15 protein-coding genes and 1 riboswitch are annotated in these 15,673 nt (G+C 68.9%); of the genes, 8 read left to right on the forward strand and 7 right to left on the reverse strand.

What is annotated here, in order from left to right; all coding sequences use genetic code 11:
• The first annotated feature begins 43 nt into the window (after positions 1-43).
• Positions 44-604: a methylated-DNA--[protein]-cysteine S-methyltransferase gene (locus ACFXKA_RS24045; protein WP_354843407.1), complete on the forward strand. Its 561-nt coding sequence runs from the start codon at positions 44-46 to the stop codon at positions 602-604.
• Positions 605-673: 69 nt separating this feature from the next.
• Here the strand turns inward: ACFXKA_RS24045 and ACFXKA_RS24050 are convergent, their stop codons facing one another.
• From ACFXKA_RS24050 to ACFXKA_RS24060, 3 genes are all read right to left on the reverse strand, one after another.
• Positions 674-1,702 (reverse strand): hypothetical protein, encoded by a 1,029-nt coding sequence (locus ACFXKA_RS24050; protein ID WP_379428996.1) that lies wholly within the window; start codon positions 1,700-1,702, stop codon positions 674-676.
• Positions 1,703-2,023: 321 nt separating this feature from the next.
• Positions 2,024-4,645 (reverse strand): LuxR C-terminal-related transcriptional regulator, encoded by a 2,622-nt coding sequence (locus ACFXKA_RS24055; RefSeq protein WP_379428997.1) that lies wholly within the window; start codon positions 4,643-4,645, stop codon positions 2,024-2,026.
• Positions 4,646-4,710: 65 nt separating this feature from the next.
• Entirely contained in the window at positions 4,711-5,532 is an 822-nt protein-coding gene (locus ACFXKA_RS24060; protein WP_354843417.1) for a helix-turn-helix domain-containing protein, read from the reverse strand.
• 102 nt (positions 5,533-5,634) lie between these two features.
• On the opposite strand from ACFXKA_RS24060, the gene ACFXKA_RS24065 reads away from it, so the two are divergent.
• Positions 5,635-6,171 carry a YceI family protein gene (locus ACFXKA_RS24065; protein WP_354843420.1) on the forward strand — a complete coding sequence of 179 codons (537 nt, stop codon included), beginning with the start codon at positions 5,635-5,637 and terminating at the stop codon, positions 6,169-6,171.
• Positions 6,172-6,252: 81 nt separating this feature from the next.
• Here ACFXKA_RS24065 and ACFXKA_RS24070 read toward each other — a convergent pair whose 3' ends face one another.
• The 3 genes from ACFXKA_RS24070 to ACFXKA_RS24080 all read right to left on the reverse strand — a co-directional run bounded on the left by ACFXKA_RS24070 (position 6,253) and on the right by ACFXKA_RS24080 (position 9,814).
• Positions 6,253-7,350 carry a CaiB/BaiF CoA-transferase family protein gene (locus ACFXKA_RS24070; RefSeq protein ID WP_354843423.1) on the reverse strand — a complete coding sequence of 366 codons (1,098 nt, stop codon included), beginning with the start codon at positions 7,348-7,350 and terminating at the stop codon, positions 6,253-6,255.
• A 108-nt stretch (positions 7,351-7,458) separates the two neighbouring features.
• Positions 7,459-8,331, reverse strand: coding sequence for an amidohydrolase family protein (locus ACFXKA_RS24075; protein WP_354843425.1), 873 nt, complete (start codon positions 8,329-8,331; stop codon positions 7,459-7,461).
• Between the two features lie 91 nt (positions 8,332-8,422).
• Positions 8,423-9,814 carry an FAD-dependent oxidoreductase gene (locus ACFXKA_RS24080; RefSeq protein ID WP_354843427.1) on the reverse strand — a complete coding sequence of 464 codons (1,392 nt, stop codon included), beginning with the start codon at positions 9,812-9,814 and terminating at the stop codon, positions 8,423-8,425.
• A gap of 287 nt (positions 9,815-10,101) precedes the next feature.
• Here ACFXKA_RS24080 and ACFXKA_RS24085 point away from each other — a divergent pair, with 287 nt between their 5' ends.
• The 5 genes from ACFXKA_RS24085 (at position 10,102) to ACFXKA_RS24105 (ending at position 13,573) form a co-directional block, all read left to right on the forward strand.
• Complete coding sequence (locus tag ACFXKA_RS24085) at positions 10,102-10,548, forward strand: hypothetical protein (RefSeq protein ID WP_379428998.1); 447 nt, start codon at positions 10,102-10,104, stop codon at positions 10,546-10,548.
• Between the two features lie 62 nt (positions 10,549-10,610).
• A riboswitch (SAM riboswitch) is annotated at positions 10,611-10,726 on the forward strand.
• Between the two features lie 14 nt (positions 10,727-10,740).
• Positions 10,741-11,163, forward strand: a complete 423-nt coding sequence (locus ACFXKA_RS24090; protein WP_354843433.1) for a rhodanese-like domain-containing protein — start codon at positions 10,741-10,743, stop codon at positions 11,161-11,163.
• Between the two features lie 34 nt (positions 11,164-11,197).
• Positions 11,198-12,412, forward strand: a complete 1,215-nt coding sequence (locus ACFXKA_RS24095) for an O-succinylhomoserine sulfhydrylase (RefSeq protein WP_354843436.1) — start codon at positions 11,198-11,200, stop codon at positions 12,410-12,412.
• A gap of 61 nt (positions 12,413-12,473) precedes the next feature.
• The gene (locus ACFXKA_RS24100) at positions 12,474-13,115 is read left to right on the forward strand and encodes a type 1 glutamine amidotransferase family protein (protein ID WP_379428999.1); all 642 of its coding nucleotides are present in this window, start codon (positions 12,474-12,476) and stop codon (positions 13,113-13,115) included.
• Positions 13,112-13,573, forward strand: coding sequence for a MarR family winged helix-turn-helix transcriptional regulator (locus ACFXKA_RS24105; protein ID WP_379429000.1), 462 nt, complete (start codon positions 13,112-13,114; stop codon positions 13,571-13,573). The genes ACFXKA_RS24100 and ACFXKA_RS24105 overlap by 4 nt, the downstream gene beginning before the upstream one ends.
• Here the strand turns inward: ACFXKA_RS24105 and ACFXKA_RS24110 are convergent, their stop codons facing one another.
• Positions 13,574-14,332: an HAD-IIA family hydrolase gene (locus ACFXKA_RS24110; protein WP_379429045.1), complete on the reverse strand. Its 759-nt coding sequence runs from the start codon at positions 14,330-14,332 to the stop codon at positions 13,574-13,576.
• A gap of 298 nt (positions 14,333-14,630) precedes the next feature.
• Here ACFXKA_RS24110 and fgd point away from each other — a divergent pair, with 298 nt between their 5' ends.
• Positions 14,631-15,641: a glucose-6-phosphate dehydrogenase (coenzyme-F420) gene (fgd, locus tag ACFXKA_RS24115; protein ID WP_354843444.1), complete on the forward strand. Its 1,011-nt coding sequence runs from the start codon at positions 14,631-14,633 to the stop codon at positions 15,639-15,641.
• The last annotated feature ends 32 nt before the right edge of the window (positions 15,642-15,673 follow it).

Consider the following 15,673-nt stretch of genomic DNA (forward strand, 5'->3'; position numbering starts at 1 on the left):
CTTGAATCGGATTCTTGTCGGTGCCACCGTGCACACTGGCCTCATGTCCGCCCCGGCCCGACCCCTGGCGTCGGCGGCGCTCTTCGATACCGCGATCGGCGTGTGCGCCATCGCGTGGAGCGCCACCGGCGTCCTGCGCTTCGCCCTTCCCGACCGCGACCCCGCGGCCACCCGTACCCACATCCTGCGCCGCCACCGCCTGGCCGACATCCACGAGGCCGAGCCCACCGCCGAGCTGGCCACGGCCATCGACCGCATCCGCGCCCACCTCACCGGCGACCTGGACGACCTCCGCTGGATCCCCCTGGACACCAGCGCTTTCAACGACTTCGACCGCGCCGTCTACGAGGTGACCCGCGCCATCGACCCGGGTCACACCCTCAACTACGGCGCGGTCGCGAACCGCATCGGCGCCCCCGGCGGCGCCCAGGCCGTCGGGCAATCCCTGGGCCGTAACCCGATCCCCCTGATCATCCCCTGCCACCGGGTACTAGCCGCCGACCACGCCCTGCACGGCTTCTCCGCCCCCGGCGGCCTCACCACCAAACAGCGCCTCCTGGAAATCGAGCGCACGCCAGGCTTCGGCGAGCCCACCCTCTTCTGACCACTGCCATATGGAATGCATCCCACCGAAAGCCCGGTGCGGATGCCCTGTATCGCCGGAAGGTGTGCGTCAGAGCGCGCCGCCCAGGAACCCACCCAGCGCCGCGCCTCCCGCGCCGACCACAGCTCCCCCGGCGAGTGCGGCCGGGATGCCCGCGGCCGCGGCTCCAGCGGCAGCGCCGACGCCTGCGCCGATCAGCGCCCCACCGGCCGTGCCGCCCGGGACGTCGATCGGCGCGGCCCACGGCGCCAGGACGACACCGGCCGAACCGAGCCCGAATCCGACCGCAGCGCCGACGCCCGCGCCGATCGCACCGCCGACTGCCGCACCGAGCAGCGCCGCCGGAACGCCCGCACCGATGGCGCCGATGCCCCCGCCGATCGCCGCACCGCCGAGGGTGCCCGCGGCGATCTTGTCGGAGCGGCTCGGGTTGACGCCGATGGAGTTGAGGCCGGTGGCCAGGCCGGCCTCGGTGTCGGCGGCTGCGCCGTTGAGGGTGTCAAGGATGGTGTCGGGCAGCTGGTCCGGGGCGGGGGTGCTGAAGTCGCCGATGCGGACGGTGCGCGGGGGCGGGGCGATCGGGAGGACCGGGTCCACCACCGCCGGGGCGTGCAGGGTTCGGAAGTCGACCGCCGGTGCCGCTTCGTGATTCGGGATCGGACGGAAGTTCGAGGGGATCGGGTAGTCGGCCTGCGACGGCGACTGTGGTTGCGGCAGTGGGTGATTCGGCACGGTGACGCCGGGCTGCGCGAGGCTCGGACGTGGGCGGGGGCGGTCCTGGTCATGGGCCGGGAGGGCCACGCCCGGCTGGGCGGCGCCGGGTCGCGGGGCGGACTGGACGGAACTCGACGTGCCGGCGGTGCCCGCGGCGTCCCGGGCAGCCGCATCGGGCTGCGGATTCGCTTCCGGGGCACCGGTATCGGCCGGGGCGCGGGTGTCACTCGGCTGCACGGCGGTCAGGGTCGGGCTGCGCTGCGCCGACTCGGCCAAGTGGTCACTCGTATTCGCGCAGGCCACTGTCAACGCCAGCGGAACGACGCCCGCGACGATCACCCGCCGAGCCACGGTGCCCTTCACTTCACGATCCCGACGGAGCATGCCGAAACACCTGCCTTCCGAACATATTTCGTTGCGGCGGTCCCGAGACCGGCCATGACTACCGGTTATTCGCGGGAACCCCTGGCTCGGCTTGCCCGTGCACCGGCCCTATCCGCATCGACGCAGATCAACGCCTCGAATTGGGGGTGCGAAGTTGCATTCCGCCGGGCGAATCGAGTGGGGGAGCGGCTGGAAGGCCCCGCTGGCCGCACCGGTGCCGGCGGGGCCGCGCAGGCGATGGCCAAGGCCGGCAGCAGCAGGACGCCGGCGGCCGGGCATCCGGCGTGGCGGAACACGCCGGTATTCATTTATCGATCCGGATCAGGTCAGCTTTGCTGATTTGCCCGACGGCGTCCCCCCGCGCATCAATTCCGCCAGCGCCTCCCGATCGGTGACGTCGAGCTTGATGCACGCCCGGTACAGGTGCCCCTCCACCGTCCGCACCGAGACGGTCAGCCGGTCCGCGATCTGCCGGTTGGACAGGCCGGCCGCCACCAGATTCGCGATCTCCCGTTCGCGCGCGGTCAGCGGCAGCGGCTGCGCGGACTGCCGTAGCGCCGGGGTCGACGCGCCACCGCAGGCGGCCGCCAGCCGATTGGCGGTTGCCGCGGATTCCAGCAGTCGCCGGCGGTCACCCGCCCGCTCGTGCGCGGAGGCGGCCTGCGCAGCCGCGTCCGCCGCGGAGAGCAGCGCCCCGATTGCCTCGAATTCCGCTGCGGTGGTGTCCAATCCGGTTCCGTCGTGGGCCGCGACCGCCACCGCGTGCCGCGCCTGCACCTGCACCAGCCGCCCGTCGATGCGGGCCGCGAGATCCGACAACCGCCCGGCGACCGACTGATCGCCGAAGCGGGCGGCGGCGTGCAGCGCCATGGCCTCGATGGCGTGCTGGTGGGTGCGTGCGGCCAGATCCGCCGCCCCCAGCGCGAGCCGTACGGCCGGCGTCGCGGTGCCCTCGGCCGCCGTCTGCATGGCCCGCACGAGTTCGAGCAGCGGTTCGTAAACGGCACTGTGACGCCCGCCTCGCAGGGTCGCCGCCGTAATGGCTTCCGCCGCTTCGGTGGGCCGTCCGAGCGCCGAGTACGCCTCCGCCAGCCGCAGTTGGGCCGGGAACATCCAGGACGCCGCGCCCTCGGTGGTGAGCGCCGCGAGCGCCTGCTCGAGATTGTCGATGCCCTGCGGGAACTGGCCCTGCGCCACGTCCACGGTGCCCTGCAGGATCTTGGCCATGCCCCAGGCCAGATATTGGCCGGGGGAGGAGAACGGGTAGGGCGTATTCGCGCATCGGCGCGCGGCTTCCAACTCGCCGATGAAGGTCAGGGCCAGTACTTCCGCGTGCGCGGAGATGAATCGGTTCAATCCGTCGATATGCGACTCCACGGCGTGCGAGCGGGCCGCGTACTGCCGGGCGGCTTCACCGCGTCCCATGAGCGCGAGGGCGAGTCCGCCACCGAAGGCAGCCCAGTACACCGCCCACGGTGGCGCGTCCGGGGCGGACATGACCGGCTCGGCGAGAGCGAACGCGTCGTCGATCCGGTTCTCGTTGACCGCGCACGCGGAGGCCAGAGCGTCCAGTGTCGCAATAATTTTCGGATGTGTGACCCGGTGCCGCACCGATTCCAGCACGGTATCGGCGCGATCCGCGTCGCCCATGGACCACAGCAGGTTCGACACCCGGGTGCTGCCCCAGCGCGCCAGCTGCACCTCGTTCATCTCGTCCGGATCGAATCCGGCCAGTGTGCGCTCGGCCTCTATGCGATGCCCCTGCCACAGCAGCGCGCGGGCCAGCAGGTCAGCGGCCTCCACCCCGCCCTGGCGTTCCACCGCCGCGCGCGCGAACCGTTCGCCCAGAGGCAGATTCGCCAGCGCGATGGCATCCGCGGCCGCCGCCTGGAACAGCTCGAGATCCGCGGATTTGTCACTGTCCAAGGCCAATTCGGCCAATCGGATGCGCTCGGACGCGGAGTTGATGGGCCGGTCCCGGAGCGAGGAGTAGAGCCGCCCGCGCAGCCGCCGCGCCGACGCGATACCCAGCCGCCGCCGGATCACCTCACCGAACAGCGGATGGTTGTAACGCACCAGCAGCTGATGGCTGTTCTCGACAATCCTGATGAGACCGCGTGATTCGGCGGATTCCACCGCCTCCTCGCCCGCGAGTTCGGAGAGCACGTCCAGGTCGATGGGCTCGCAGAAGGTGAGCAGTTCCAGCACCCGCAGCACCGACTCGGGCAGTTGTTCGACCCGATCCTCCAGCAGCGCAGCCAATTCCGAGGTGACGGCCGCGCGCCCGCGCAGTTGCCACACCCCGCTGACCTGCCGTAGCGTCCCGGCCTCCAGCGCGCCCTCGACCAGGTGCCGCAGGAAAAGCGCATTGCCGCCGGAGGATTCCCACATCAGGTTGGCGGTGAAGCCCTCCAGCTGCCCGCCCAGCATGGATTCCACCAGTTCCACGCTCTGGCGCTGGGTGAACGGCTTCAGGTCGATGCGCAGCAGGTGCCCGTCCTTCCACAGCGAGGTCACCGCGTCGGGCACCTGCACCCCGCTGCGTACGGTGCACACGATGTGCGCGGCCTTGTCGATGGCCAGCTGCAGCAGCAGGGTGGCCGAGAGCTGGTCGAGCAGATGGGCGTCGTCGACGCCGATGATGGTGTGCCCGTCGGCGAGCAGCGCCTCGCGCGCGGCCGCCATGAAGGTCACCGGATCGTGGGCGGTGTACACCCCCACCATGTGCGCGAAGACCCCGAGCGGAATGCTGCGGGCGGATTCGGTGCCCGCGACCCAGCGGATATTGCCGCCGACGGCGGCGGTGGCCTGCCGCGCCAGCGTGGTCTTGCCGACCCCCGCGTCACCGGTGAGCACCGCCCCGACGAACTCGTCGCCGGTGAGTGCCGACCTGATCGATTCGAGTTCTTTCACCCGCTCGACCATCGGCCAATTCCGAGCCATGGCTCAACTGTAGATGGCCCGACCCGCCGCGGCAGCGGGAACGAAACCCCCGGAGCCTGCGGCTTTTATTCGTTGACCAGCCGTAATCCGGGCGTGCGGGCCTGGCGGCGGTCGACCAGCCAGACCATGACGGTCTGGTCGGCGGCCGGATCCAGGGTCTCGACCTCCACCTCGACCGCCCCCCGGGCCGGGTGCTGAATCTTCAGCACGAGGGATCGGAAATCGGTGAGCCGGTGCTCGCGCCAGCGTCGCTCGAACTCCGGGTGGCGGTTCAGGGCGGTGACGACGGCCTCGACCGACGGGTCGTCGGGGAACCGGGTGGTGGCGGCGCGCAGGGACGAGGCAGCCATATCGGCGACGTCGGACCAGTTCAGGAAGGTCTGCTGGGCGGCCGGATGGGCGAAGACGTAGATGGCGAAGTTGCCGTGCGCCTCCGCGTCGAACATGCCGAGGGGTTCGGCGAAGGCGCGGAAGGAGGGGTTTCCGGCGAGCAGGTTCAGCCAGCGCCCGAGCACCAGCGCGGGTGTCGGCTGCAGGGCGTCGATGACCGCCTGAATGGTCTCGGAGACCTGTTCCCGGGCCTGCCCGGAGGCGGGGCAGGAAGCCTTCTGTTCCAGCCCGAGGGCCAGCTTGCCGAAGTGGTGTTTCTCGATCTCGTTGAGCCGCAGGGCTTCCGCGAGGGCGGCCAGCACGGCGGTGGAGGGGTTGGTGTCGCGTCCCTGTTCCAGGCGGGCCAGGTAGTCTGCGCTGACACCGGCGAGCGCGGCCACCTCCTCGCGGCGCAGGCCGGGTGTGCGCCGTCGCCGCCCGGCGGGCAGTCCGACGTCCTCGGGCTGCAGTTGCGCGCGGCGGGCGATCAGGAACTCGGCGAATTCGGAACGGGACACCCTTCCATACTGCCTGGTCCTGGTTCCGTTATCCGCGCCCTGGCAGTCCCCGGATAACCACGGTGTGGATAATCGGACCGGAGTCCACTTAGAGTGGTTGACATGACGACTTCCGAGCAGACCACTCTCGCCCCCGGCTCCTGGACCCTGGACGCCGCCCACTCCTCGGTCAACTTCACCGTGAAGCACCTGGGCATCTCCAAGGTCCGCGGCCGCTTCAACCGCTTCGAGACCGGCTTCGTGGTCAACGAGGCCGGCGAGGCCGCCATCGAGGCCACCATCTACTTCGACTCCTTCGACACCGGCAACGAGATGCGCGACGGCCACGTCCGCAGCGCCGACATCCTCGATGTCGCCAACCGCCCGCACCTGACCTTCCGCGTCCCCGAGCCCGTCGCCCTGAGCGAGGAGTTCGAGGTCACCGGTGAGGCCACCATCGGCGGCATCACCAAGCCCGTCACCCTCGAGGTCGAGTGGGGCGGCGTGCAGGTCTTCCCGCAGGACAACAAGGAGCACGCCGGCTTCACCGCCTCCGGCACCATCAAGCGCAGCGAGTTCGGCGTCGCCCCGGGCATGCCCAACGCCATGCTGAGCGACAAGATCGCCATCGAGCTCGACATCCAGCTCGTCGCCCCGTAAGTCCGGGAGCTACCCGCCGCATCGGAAAAGTCAACGCCCCCTGTGGAATTCCATAGGGGGCGTTCGGCCGTGCGCGGAAGGTCAGTCCGCCCAGACCGTTTCGATCGGGGTGCCCTCGTTCGGCGGCGGGGTCGGGATGCCCGCCGGCGTGCGTGAGAAGCGCGGGGCCGGGGCGTGCTGCACGACGCCGTCGATATCGATCAGCCCGGTGCGGGCCTGGATGTGCGGATTCTGTTCGGCCTCGGTGAAAGTCAGGACCGGGGTGGTGCAGGCGTCGGTGTGCTCGAAGACCGCCCACCACTCGTCGCGGGTTTTGGTCTTGAACTTCTCGGTGAACAGCTTGCGCAGCTGGTCCTGGCCGTTGGGGTCGAGCTGGTTGGGCAGGCCCTCGGGCGAGATCTCCAGGCCCTGCAGCAGTTCCGCGTAGAACTGGGGTTCGATGCAGCCCACGGCCATGTACTTGCCGTCGGAGGTCTCGTAGGTGTCGTAGAAGGCCATGCCGGTGTCGAGCAGGTTGGTGCCGCGCTCGTCGGACCACAGGCCGACGCCCTTCATGCCCCAGATCATGTGCGAGAGCGCGAGTGCGCCATCGATCATGGCGGCGTCGATGACCTGGCCCTTGCCGGAGTTCTGGCGTTCCACCAGCGCGGCCAGGATGCCGAAGACCAGGAACATGGAACCGCCGCCGAAGTCGCCGACCATGTTCAGCGGCGGCACGGGGCGTTCGCCCTTGCGGCCGATGGCGTTCAGCACACCGGTGAGCGAGATGTAGTTGATGTCGTGTCCGGCGCGGTCGGCCATCGGGCCGTACTGGCCCCAGCCGGTCATGCGGCCGTAGATCAGGCGCGGATTGCGTTCCAGCGCCGTGTCGGGGCCCAGCCCCATGCGCTCGGTGACGCCGGGCCGGAAACCCTCGAGCAGCACGTCGGCCTTCTCGATGAGTCCGAGCACCTGCTCGATGTCGGCGGGATCCTTCAGGTTCGCCTCGACGATGGTGCGACCGCGCCACTGCGGACGCTCCATGAAGCCGGGCAGCATGCCGGGCCGCTGCACCCGCACCACGTCGGCGCCGAGGTCCGCGAGCAGCAGTGCCGCGTGCGGACCGGGGCCGATGCCGGCCAGTTCAACAACCCGGATGCCCGCGAGCGGGCCCTGCTTGGCGGTGGATGGAGTGCTCACGCCCTACCTCGGTTCGTCGTCGAATCCTGCGCACCGGCTCACACACCGGTGTTGACGGTATGACAATAACGCGAAGTCTCCGCGGCCCTCAGCGGGTGGCCCGGTGCGCTAGCGATCGATGATCGGCAGCGGCAGGGTGGGCGGGGGCGGGGGGCCGGGGAGCTCCGAGCGCGGCAGCCGCAGGGTGGGCGCTTCGCCCGCGGCCCGGCGCATGGTCGGGTTCGGGTCCTCGAACAGGCGTTCCTTGGCGGGCAGCCCGTAGAACGCGCGGGCATTGTCCTCGAGCACCCGGTGCAGATCGGAGCCCACGGCGTCGGCGAGCAGCGAGATATCGGAGTCGCGGAACGGCCGTCCGGCCCGGGTACCCGGCAGGTCGGTGCCGAACATCAGGGCCTCGGGGTTGACGGTGTGGATCTTGCGCAGGGCCGAGCCCACATTCATCGCCACCCGCCCGAAGCCGGAGGCCTTCACCTTGGCCCCGCGGTCGACCAGGTTGAGCAGGTAGGGCAGGCAGTCGTCGGACATGCCCAGATGGTCGATCGACAGCTTGGGCAGCTTGGTGATGACCGGTTCCAGCGAGCCCAGCATGGACCCGTCGATGTAGAGCTCCACATGCCAGCCGGCCAGTTCGTAGGCCCGCAGCGCCAGCATGGTGAGCCCGACGATGTCGCCGCCCGCGCGCTTGAGGTTGAACCGGATGGCCCGCACCCCGGCCCGGTTCAGCTCGAGGATCTCCGCGTCGGTGGCGTCCACGTGCAGATTGGTGACACCGACCCAGCCCTCGCCGAGTTCGGCGAGGGCGGCCAGCAGATAGCTCTGATCGGTGCCCTGGAACGACCCGCTGACCACGGCGCCACCGTCGATATCGAAGCGGGACATGCGCTTGCGATAGGCGGCGATGGTGTACGGGTCGGGCAGGTAGCCCTCGTTCTCGACCAGCGGGAACCGCGGATCGAAGATGTGGAGATGGGCATCGAACACGTGATCAGCATGCCTCAGAACGGTGACATGTGTGGACAACCTTGTCCGGCAGCCGGATTGGCGCTGGTCAGGACACCTTGCCCGGCGCTGGTCAGGAAACCTTGCCGGGTTCGGAGGCGGCGAGCATCTCGTCGCGCTCGACGACCTTGACCCGCTCTCGGCCCTGCGGCTCGCCCAGGGCGCGCTCGTGCGCGTCGAGGCGGTACCAGCCGGCCCAGGTGGTGAACGGGATGCCCTTGTGCTCGAGGAATTCGGTGACCGCCTCCAGCTCCGGCCGCGCGGCCGGGGTGAAGTTCGGGGCGTCGTCGAGCAGGCAGGCGATGGTCTCGTTGGCGTCGCCCTTGGTGTGGCCGATGAGGCCGACCGGGCCGCGCTTGATCCAGCCGGTCACGTAGGTAGCGGGCATGTAGCGGGCCGCGCCGTCGGCGTCCTCGTCGACGAGCACGCGCCCGGCCTCGTTGGGCACGGTGCCGGCCTGGTCGTCGAAGGGCAGCAGCGGGATGTTCTGCGACAGGTAGCCGACCGCGCGGTACACGGCCTGGATGTCCCAGTCCTTGAATTCGCCGGTGCCCTTGCAGTTTCCGGTGCCGTCGAGCTGGGTGCGCTCGGTGCGCAGGCCCACGACCTTGCCGTCGGCGCCGATGATCTCCGATGGGTTCTCGAAGAAGTGCAGGAACAGCTTGTGCGGGCGGTCGCCGACATCGCGGATGGCCCACTGCTCCAACGTATTGCAGATCATGTCGACCTGCTTGGAGTGGCGGCGCGCGGCCTCGGAGCCCTCGTCGTAGTCGATGTCCTCGGGGTCGACGATGACCTCGATGGTCGGGGAGTGGTCGAGTTCGCGCAGCTCGAGCGGGGTGAACTTGGCCTGGGCGGGTCCGCGGCGGCCGAAGACGTGGACCTCGAGGGCCTTGTTGCCCTGCAGGCCCTCGTAGACGTTCGGCGGGATCTCGGTGGGCAGCAGTTCGTCGCCGGTCTTGGCGAGCACGCGGGCCACGTCGAGGGCCACGTTGCCGACACCGAGGACGGCGACCTTCTCCGCGTCCAGCGGCCAGGTGCGCGGCACGTCCGGGTGGCCGTCGTACCAGGACACGAAGTCGGCGGCGCCGTAGGAGCCGTCGAGGTCGATGCCCGGCACCTCGAGGGCGCGGTCGGCGTTGGCGCCGGTGGAGAAGATGACCGCGTCGTAGAACTGACGCAGGTCCTCGAGGGTGATGTCGACGCCGTAGTCGATATTGCCGAGCAGGCGGACCTGCGGCTTGTCGAGGACCTTGTGCAGGGCGGTGATGATGCCCTTGATGCGCGGGTGGTCGGGCGCGACGCCGTAGCGGATCAGGCCGAAGGGCGCGGGCATGCGCTCGTAGAGGTCGATGCTCACCTCGGCATCGGACTTCATCAAGGCATCGGCGGCGTAAATACCGGCCGGGCCTGCGCCCACGATCGCAATGCGTAGCGGGCGGGTCGCTGCACTCTGTTCGGTCATTCTTCCGCGCACCCTTTGGGTCGAAACTAACTTGTCGTCAAAACTCAGCCGTCGTTCTTAGCTTAGGCTAAGTTGACGCCCTGGCTTCGGTGACCGCCGTTGGCCCCCGACGCTGCAGCGTTGCTGCGTAGTCTTGCTATTCCCGCGCCTGGGGCGGAAATTCTGCTGATTCTATCGATGGCGGACGAGGCCCTTCACGCGCAGGGCCGTGAACTGTGGGAATGCCGAGGCCCGAACCGTAGGAAGGCCGTGCCGGGCGGACGGCGGCGACCAGGCATGATCTACCCATGAGCGACGCCGAGGAGACAGCCGGGGAGACATCGGTTCCGATCGATCAGAACGAGGCCCGCAGCATGTGGCCGTTCCTGGTCGCGGCGGGCGTCATCGCGGTCGTGATCCTGGGTATCGTGATCGCGGCGCTGGTCTCGCCGGTTGAGAAGAATGTCACAGATTCCGATCGGCTCGCGGTGGCCGCGGGCAACTTCATCAAGTTCCGTAGCGACAACGGCAAGTACGATCCGGCCCTGTCCTGCAAGGGATTCGACGAGAACGCCTCGCCGCTGAAGAGTGCGGCCGCGACCGGGGGGACCATCACGTTCGACAAGCTGGACGACCCGGCCGTCGACGGCGAGAAGGCCACGGCGCAGGTCACTTTCACCGTTGCCGGCGCCCAAACCACCTCGACCTGGCACTTCACCCGGGAGAATTCCCGCTGGTTGGTCTGCAATTCCTGACAACGGCCGAAGTCGCGGCCGGGGTTTGACAGTGGGGCCGTTTTTTCGGCAGTCTCAACCCAGGTCATGAGTACCAGCGTCAAGCCCCGGCTGGCTGGTCGGCAACCCTCCTCCGCGGTGGGGTGCTCCGGGTGACGACCTGGCCTCGCATCGGACAGCGGTGCGGCAAGTGCGGATTCACAGGAGGTACAAGTGAGCTACGCGGGTGACATCACGCCGAAGCAGGCGTGGGAACTGTTGCGCGACAACCCCGATGCGGTGCTGGTGGATGTGCGTACCGAAGCCGAGTGGCGGTTCGTCGGGGTGCCCGACACCAGCGGCATCGGCCGGCCGACCGCGCTGATCGAGTGGGTGGACGTCTCCGGCACGCCCAATGCCCGTTTCACCGATCAGCTGAAGCAGGCGCTCGGCGATCGCGGCCAGGACTCGGCCGCGCCGGTCATCTTCATCTGCCGCTCCGGTCAGCGCTCCATCGGCGCGGCCACCGCCGCCACCACCCTCGGCATCGCCCCGTCCTTCAACGTGGTCGACGGCTTCGAGGGTGCGCTCGACGGTCAGGGGCATCGCGGCGGTACCGGCTGGCGGGCCGACGGCCTGCCCTGGCGTCAGTCATGAGTTTCGTGTCCGGCCGGATCGCAGGGAGGCAGTCATGATCACCGGTGGTTCCTTCGACAAACCGCTCCCCGAGGGCGTCGGCCCCGCTACGCAGGCCGTGCGCGGCGGCACCCGGCGCTCCGGGTTCGACGAGACCTCCGAGGCGCTGTTCCTCAACTCGGGTTTCGTCTACGAGAGCGCCGAGGCGGCCGAGGCGTCCTTCACCGGCGATATCCAGCACTTCGTCTACTCCCGCTACGGCAACCCGACGGTCGCCATGTTCGAGGAGCGGCTGCGCCTGATCGACGGCGCGGAGGCCTGTTTCGCGACGGCTTCCGGCATGTCGGCGGTGTTCACCGCGCTGGGCGCGCTGCTCGCCGCGGGTGACCGCCTGGTGGCGGCGCGCAGCCTGTTCGGCTCCTGCTTCGTGGTGGCCAACGAGATCCTGCCGCGCTGGGGCGTGGAGACGGTCTTCGTCGACGGCGAGGATCTGGACCAGTGGGAACAGGCGCTGTCGGTGCCGACCCAGGCCGTCTTCTTCGAGACCCCCTCCAACCCCATGCAGACCCTCACCGATGTGCGCGCGGTCTCCGATCTCGCGCACGCGGCGGGCGCGAAGGTGGTGCTGGACAACGTCTTCGCCACTCCGCTGCTGCAGCGCGGCTTCGACCTGGGCGCCGACATCACCGTGTACTCGGGCACCAAGCACATCGACGGGCAGGGCCGGGTGCTCGGCGGCGCGATCCTCGGACCGCAGGACTACATCGACGGCCCGGTGAAGAACCTGATGCGCCACACCGGTCCGGCGATGAGCCCCTTCAATGCGTGGACCCTGCTCAAGGGTCTGGAGACCATGCCGCTGCGCCTGCGCCAGTCGGTGGACTCCGCGCTGAAGATCGCCGGGTTCCTGGAGACGCATCCCGCCGTGGCGTGGGTGAAGTACCCGTTCCTGTCCTCGCACCCGCAGTACGAGCTGGCCAAGCGTCAGATGTCCGGCGGCGGCACGGTGATCACCTTCGAGCTGAAGGCGCCGGAGAACGAGGCCAAGAAGCGCGCTTTCGAGGTGCTCAACCGCCTGCGCATCGTCGACATCTCCAACAACCTCGGCGATGCGAAGACGCTGATCACGCATCCGGCCACCACCACCCACCGGGCGATGGGCCCGGAAGGCCGTGCGGCCGTGGGGCTCACCGATGGCGTGCTCCGCATCTCCATCGGGCTCGAGGACGTGGAGGACCTGCTCAATGACCTGGACCAGGCGCTGAGCTGATCCGGCGCGAGTCGTCGAGCGTTGATTGACAGCATGCTGTCAAACATGACAGCATGCTGTCATGCTGAAAACAGTCCACATGGCCTTGTACGACACCTTCTCGGACTGGGAGGTCGGGCATGCGACCGCACACATCAATCGCGCACTCTGGCACCGCGAGCCCGGAACCTGGCAGGTGAAGACGGTCGCCCTCGGCGCCGGGCCGATCACCTCGATGGGCGGCATGCGGGTCCTGCCCGATCTGGTTCTGGATGAGCTGAAGCCCGCCGACAGCGCCATGCTGATCCTGCCGGGATTCGAAACCGAGCGGCATTCCGAGACGCCGGCGGCCTTCGCGCGCAAGGCCCGGGAGTTTCTGGCGGCCGGGGTGCCGGTGGCGGCGATCTGCGGCGCGACCTTCGGGCTGGCGCAGGAGGGCCTGCTGGACGATCGGCGGCACACCAGCAATGACGCGGGATATCTTGCGTACAGCGGATATTCGGGTGGCGAGCACTATGTTCAGGCGACCGCGGTCACCGACGGTGACCTGATCACCGCGACCGGCACCCGGCCGGTCGATTTCGCCCGCGAGATCTTCGCGCGCCTGGGTATCTACGAGCCGCACGTACTGGAGTCCTGGTACCGGCTGTACGGAAACAATGATCCCGCGGGCTTCTACGCGTTGTTCGAGTACGAGCAGCAGCGCGCGGCGGCCGCGCAATGACCCGCACCGCGCAGCAGCTGCTCGGGGCCGCGGCCGTCACCTCGTTCAAGCTGAACGGCCAATTCCTCTCGATCGCAGAGGAATTGGCCAAGCCGTCCGGGATCACGGTCGCGTGGTGGCAGGTGCTCGGCGCGATTCTGCACGAACCGCTCCCGGTGGCCGGTATCGCCCGCGAAATGGGTATCACCCGCCAGAGCGTGCAGCGCATCGCGGATGTGCTGGCGGACAAGGGATTCGTGGAATACCGCCCCAATCCGGCGCATCGGCGCGCGAAGCTGGTGGCCATCACCGAGGCGGGTCACGACGCGGTGCGGCGGATCGACCCGCAGCACGCGGCCATGGCGAAACGGCTGGTGGCGCAGCTGGGTATCGAGCAGCTGGCCCACATCGTGGACGCGCTGACGACCCTGTCGGCCGCCCTCGACGCGCTCGGGGGCGACGCGGCGGGCATGGCCTGACTACAGCGCGAACGGGTCCTTGGTCTTGCCGACCAGGGCGGCCACCGACGGCAGGATGGTGGTCGGGCGGTACGGGAACTGCTCGACCAGGGCCGGGGTGGAGATGCCGGTGGTGACCAGGATGGTCCGCATGCCCGCCTCCAGGCCCGAGATGACGTCGGTGTCCATCCGGTCGCCGATCATGACGGTGGACTGGGAGTGGGCACCGATGCGGCGCAACGCCGATCGCATCATCAGCGGGTTGGGCTTACCGACGTAGTAGGGCTTGCGGCCGGTGGCCTCGGTGATGAGGGCGGCGACGGAGCCGGTGGCCGGAAGGATGCCTTCGCGGGACGGGCCGGTGGCGTCCGGGTTGGTGGCGATGAAGCGCGCGCCCGCGGAGATCAGCCGGATGGCGGTGGTGATGGCTTCGAAAGAGTAGGTGCGGGTTTCACCGAGCACCACGTAGTCCGGGTCGGAATCGGTGAGAACGTAACCGATTTCGTGCAGCGCGGTCGTCAGGCCGGATTCACCGACCACGTAGGCGGTGCCGCCTGGGCGCTGGTCGTTGAGGAAGGTCGCGGTGGCGAGGGCGGAGGTCCAGATGGACTCGACCGGAATGTCGAGGCCGGTGTGCCTGAGCCGGGCCTGCAGATCGCGCGCGGTGTAGATCGAATTGTTGGTGAGCACCAGGAACGGAATGTCGTTGTCGCGCAGTTCGGCGAGGAACTGATCGGCCCCGGGCACCATGTGATTCTCGTGCACGAGGACGCCGTCCATGTCGGTCAGATAGGAGAGGATCGGTTCAGCGCTCGCGTTGGTCACGCGCACATTCTCCGCTATCCCGGGACCGAACGCTCATATATTCCTGCTCTTGCCGACCGTCCGACCGGTTTCATCCCCGGAATACCGTCCGCCCACCCGGGGTTCGATCCCTTGGGTGTGACCCCTGCCGCACCGCGTTTCACCGCTGACCTATCGTGCGAAGTAGGACCGTTCGCGATGCCCGGTGTCGCGGCGGTCGTGCGGGAGGTTGGCCCGCACAGCTCGAGCGCAGCAAGGCGACAGGAGTCCCCAGGTGAAAGACCTCAAGCTCGGTTACAAGGCGTCCGCGGAACAGTTCGGCCCGCGTGAACTGGTGGAGCTCGCGGTGGAGGCGGAGGCGCACGGCCTCGACAGTGCCACCGTCTCCGACCATTTCCAGCCGTGGCGGCACAATGGCGGGCATGCCCCGTTCTCGCTGGCCTTCCTGGCCGCGGTGGGCGAGCGCACCAAGCGCATTCAGCTCGGCACCTCGGTGCTGACCCCGACCTTCCGCTACAACCCCGCGGTCATCGCACAGGCCTTCGCCACCATGGGCTGCCTGTACCCGGATCGCATCATGCTCGGCGTCGGCTCGGGTGAGGCGCTGAACGAGATCGCCACCGGGTTCCAGGGCGAATGGCCGGAGTTCAAGGAGCGTTTCGCGCGGCTGCGCGAGTCGGTGGACCTGATGCGCGCACTGTGGACGGGCGAGCGGGTGGACTTCGACGGCCAGTACTACAAGACCGTCGGCGCCTCGATCTACGACGTGCCCAAGGGCGGCATCCCGGTCTACATCGCCGCGGGCGGCCCGCTGGTGGCCCGCTATGCCGGCCGCGCCGGTGACGGTTTCATCTGCACCTCCGGCAAGGGTATGGATCTCTACACCGAGAAGCTGATGCCCGCCGTCGCGGAGGGCGCCGCCAAGGCCGGCCGCTCCGTCGACGACATCGACCGGATGATCGAGATCAAGATCTCCTACGACACCGATCCCGTTCTGGCACTGGAGAACACCCGATTCTGGGCCCCGCTCTCGCTGACCGCGGAGCAGAAGCACTCCATCACCGATCCCATCGAAATGGAGGCGGCCGCCGACGCGCTGCCGATCGAGCAGATCGCCAAGCGCTGGATCGTCGCCAGCGATCCGGACCAGGCGGTCGAGCAGATCAAGCCGTACCTGGACGCGGGCCTGAACCACCTGGTCTTCCACGCGCCCGGTCATGATCAGCGCCGGTTCCTGGATCTGTTCCAGCGCGATCTGGCGCCCCGCCTGCGCGCAATCGGGTAGGCGCGGAAATCAGCCCATAACGGTCGGTAGGC

It is taken from the genome of Nocardia sp. NPDC059228, from assembly GCF_042754245.1.
Lineage (GTDB): Bacteria > Actinomycetota > Actinomycetes > Mycobacteriales > Mycobacteriaceae > Nocardia.